Genomic DNA, 2,432 nt, shown 5'->3' with positions numbered 1-2,432 from the left:
CCCAAATCACGCGGAGGTTCCCGACCCATGGCTTTGGGTCAGCGATTCGCGCTCCTCGGGTTTCCCGAGGGTTTAGCGAATCAAGACAAGACAGACGCTTCGCTACGCCAACGCCAACAGCACAAGTAGCCGCGCCCAGAGGTAATCGCGCCTAACTACACACTCAGCAGCCACCGAGCCGAATGATATAATCATATTAGTCTAACCTAGCTCCCGCAACTGTTTGGAGGTTTTATGACAATTGCAGCCACACCTTCTGTCAATACTGCGCCATTGCTACTCGATGTTAGTAATACAACTCTAACTGTTACTCCAGCGCAATTCGATCGTCTAGTAATACTAGAAGATCCGAACTCACTCGATTGTAGTGAGGTCATGCCAGGTTTTATGTTGAGCATGGATAGAATTTGGTAAACATTCTAGGATTGCCGCATCTGTGGGCAGCGGATTTTCGACGATCCCCATCTAGTAACCCAAAGCTCTAAAAATTGCAGCTCGACGGCGATCTGGCGTTGGCGGAGCCTTCCCCTTCGGGAATCGATCCCAACCCGTAAGTCTTTCGATGTCATAATAGGCAGTGTGGAATTTTCAGCCAAGGAGCAACAGCACTCATGAGTAACCAATCGCCAATCCCAGTCGTCGTCAATGGTGCAGCGGGGAAAATGGGCATCGAAGTCATCAAAGCTGTCGCTAACGCCCCGGATCTGGTGCTACTGGGCGCGATCGATCGTAACCCCAAGCTACTCGGCGAAGACATCGGTGAAATCGCTGGCTGTGGAGCCTTAGAGATACCTGTAATGAACGATCTTCAGGCAATCCTCGCCATGGCATCCCAAGAGAAACAACCCGCCGTAATGGTCGATTTTACCCATCCTGACAGTATCTATGAAAACGTGCGATCGGCGATCGCCTACGGCGTGCGTCCGGTTGTCGGTACCACCGGATTGAGTCCCACCCAGATTCAAGAACTAGCCGAATTTGCCGACAAAGCGAGTACTGGTTGCTTAATTATCCCCAATTTCTCGATCGGGGTCATCTTAATGCAGCAAGCCGCCATTCAAGCCGCCAAATTTTTCGAGCACGTCGAAATCATCGAACTCCATCACAACCAAAAAGCCGATGCCCCCAGCGGTACCGCCATCCAAACCGCCCAACTGCTCGGCGAACTCGGCAAAACTTTCAACCCTCCCAGCGTCACCGAATCCGAAAAGCTCGCAGGTGCTAGAGGTGCGATCGCCGACGAAAACATTCGCATTCATAGCGTCCGACTTCCTGGCTATATCGCCCATCAAGAAATCATCTTCGGCGCTCCTGGTGAGATCTATCTCCTCCGCCACGATACCACCAATCGATCGTGCTACATGCCCGGAGTCCTCCTCGCCATCCGCAAGATTTTGGGTCTCAAATCGCTAGTATACGGATTAGAAAAAATTCTTTAATAATCTAGAGAGCTAGCAAAGATGATGCTGGTGGGCAGCGACGATCTCATCAGCGAACGAGAAACTGTCGATAAGAAAGGAAATCTCGTCATCATTGAAAATATCGAAACGAGATTGAATCTCAAAGTCGGCGATGAAATCGGAAAAATATAAATACTGAGAGGTACAGATTAACGATCGACTCTATATTTAAAAATAATCTGTCGATCGCGTTGCTTGAATTCAATATCAAACTTGTCGAAAACTACCTCTCTTCCTAGTAAGCATTCAACTGCATCATCAGTTTGAAGCCAAGCGATCGGCACAGTCAAAGTATGGCTATCGATCGATAGTTCCACTCTTCTGAGTACATAATCTACCTCTCCACCCACTCCTTCAGCTTTAGACATTACTTCTTCACCACCTACTCTATAACCCAAATCGATACCTAACTGTTTGGGCATCAAACAAAAATCAGCACCTGAATCTACTAGAATATTTAGTTGTCGAGCCTCTTGATAACTGAGCTTAACTAAATATTTAGGTTGCCAATTGCTAGCTTTAACAGTCCTAAATCTGACAGGATAAAACTTGATTGGCTCGACAAATTCATTTTCATAAATTCGTTCGATGATGTATTCCATCGGATCTAGTTTAACTCGCTCCATCATGGTAAGGTAATCACGGTCGTGGGAAATTACGCCGTCTCTAGAATAGGCAACCCACTCACCCACATACTCTTTTAGTTCTTGCCAATGCCATCGATACCACTCAGACGGACTTTGATTAATACTCATATCATCATGAATCATCTTAACCGACGATAGAGTTCGGCATTACAATAAATCTAGCATATCCTGGGCGGCAATTTGCTGAGATTGAAGTAGGCGATCGATTGCCTTTGGCACGCTCCGCGATCGCTGGCGATTACCTGCAGCGATTGATTACTATTGGGCTAGATGCTCTAGGTAGAGTGCTGGTGGTGGTGTATACCTGGCGCGATCGGGAAATTAG

Annotated in this window: 4 protein-coding genes; 3 read left to right on the top strand and 1 reads right to left on the bottom strand. The window is 47.5% G+C overall.

Features of this window, described 5'->3' with window-relative positions; genetic code table 11:
* Positions 1-234: 234 nt before the first annotated feature.
* The 3 genes from RMO35_RS10405 to RMO35_RS10395 all read left to right on the top strand — a co-directional run bounded on the left by RMO35_RS10405 (position 235) and on the right by RMO35_RS10395 (position 1,592).
* Positions 235-414 carry a hypothetical protein gene (locus RMO35_RS10405; protein WP_309740975.1) on the top strand — a complete coding sequence of 60 codons (180 nt, stop codon included), beginning with the start codon at positions 235-237 and terminating at the stop codon, positions 412-414.
* 197 nt (positions 415-611) lie between these two features.
* Entirely contained in the window at positions 612-1,439 is an 828-nt protein-coding gene (gene dapB, locus RMO35_RS10400) for a 4-hydroxy-tetrahydrodipicolinate reductase (protein ID WP_309740973.1), read from the top strand.
* Positions 1,440-1,460: 21 nt separating this feature from the next.
* Positions 1,461-1,592, top strand: coding sequence for a hypothetical protein (locus RMO35_RS10395; protein WP_309740971.1), 132 nt, complete (start codon positions 1,461-1,463; stop codon positions 1,590-1,592).
* A 17-nt stretch (positions 1,593-1,609) separates the two neighbouring features.
* On the opposite strand, the gene RMO35_RS10390 is transcribed toward RMO35_RS10395, so the two are convergent.
* Positions 1,610-2,215 carry an aspartyl protease family protein gene (locus tag RMO35_RS10390; RefSeq protein ID WP_309740969.1) on the bottom strand — a complete coding sequence of 202 codons (606 nt, stop codon included), beginning with the start codon at positions 2,213-2,215 and terminating at the stop codon, positions 1,610-1,612.
* Positions 2,216-2,432 lie beyond the last annotated feature (217 nt).

It is taken from the genome of Chamaesiphon sp. OTE_20_metabat_361 (genome assembly GCF_031364565.1).
The sequence above is the reverse complement of the archived record's forward strand: the minus strand, read 5'-3'. Positions and strand labels throughout refer to the sequence as shown.